This is a genomic window from Corallococcus sp. CA041A, from assembly GCF_003612075.1.
Taxonomy (GTDB): domain Bacteria; phylum Myxococcota; class Myxococcia; order Myxococcales; family Myxococcaceae; genus Corallococcus; species Corallococcus exiguus.
The window spans coordinates 1-450 of the sequence record NZ_RAWF01000644.1 but is presented as its reverse complement, the minus strand read 5'-3'; the positions used below and the strand labels follow the sequence as shown (position 1 = coordinate 450).

The following is a 450-nucleotide window of genomic DNA, read 5'->3' as shown; positions in this document are numbered from 1 at the left end:
CGCTTTATCGATGACGCCTACATTGCCACCGGCAAGCTGCCCGGCGCGCTGGTCCAGGCGTGGCGGCGGGGCGAGCTGGCCTTGAACTCCGTGCTGGGCCTGGCCGACCGAGAACGTCAGGTGCCGCTGGCCGAAGATTCGATCTTCCGCATCTACTCCATGACGAAGCCGATCACGTCGGTGGCGTTCATGATGCTGGTAGAGGAATGCAAGGTCGCGCTGGACGATCCGGTCAGCAAATTCATCCCCGCGTGGGCAAACCTGGGCGTGCACGCTGGCGGTTTCATGGAGGGCTTCCAGTCCCATCCGGTCAAGCGCCCCATGCGCATGGTCGACCTGCTGCGCCACACCTCCGGCCTGACCTACGGTTTTCACCAGAACACGAATGTCGACGCCGCGTACCGCCGGCTGAAGCTGGGCGACATCGCGACCGATGGCACGCTCGACGAG

At 64.4% G+C, this 450-nt stretch carries 1 protein-coding gene; it reads left to right on the top strand.

Translation table 11 applies throughout. From position 1 onward, the window contains the following. On the top strand, nt 1-450 hold a 450-nt coding region (locus D7V77_RS42560; RefSeq protein WP_147452385.1), incomplete at both ends, for a serine hydrolase.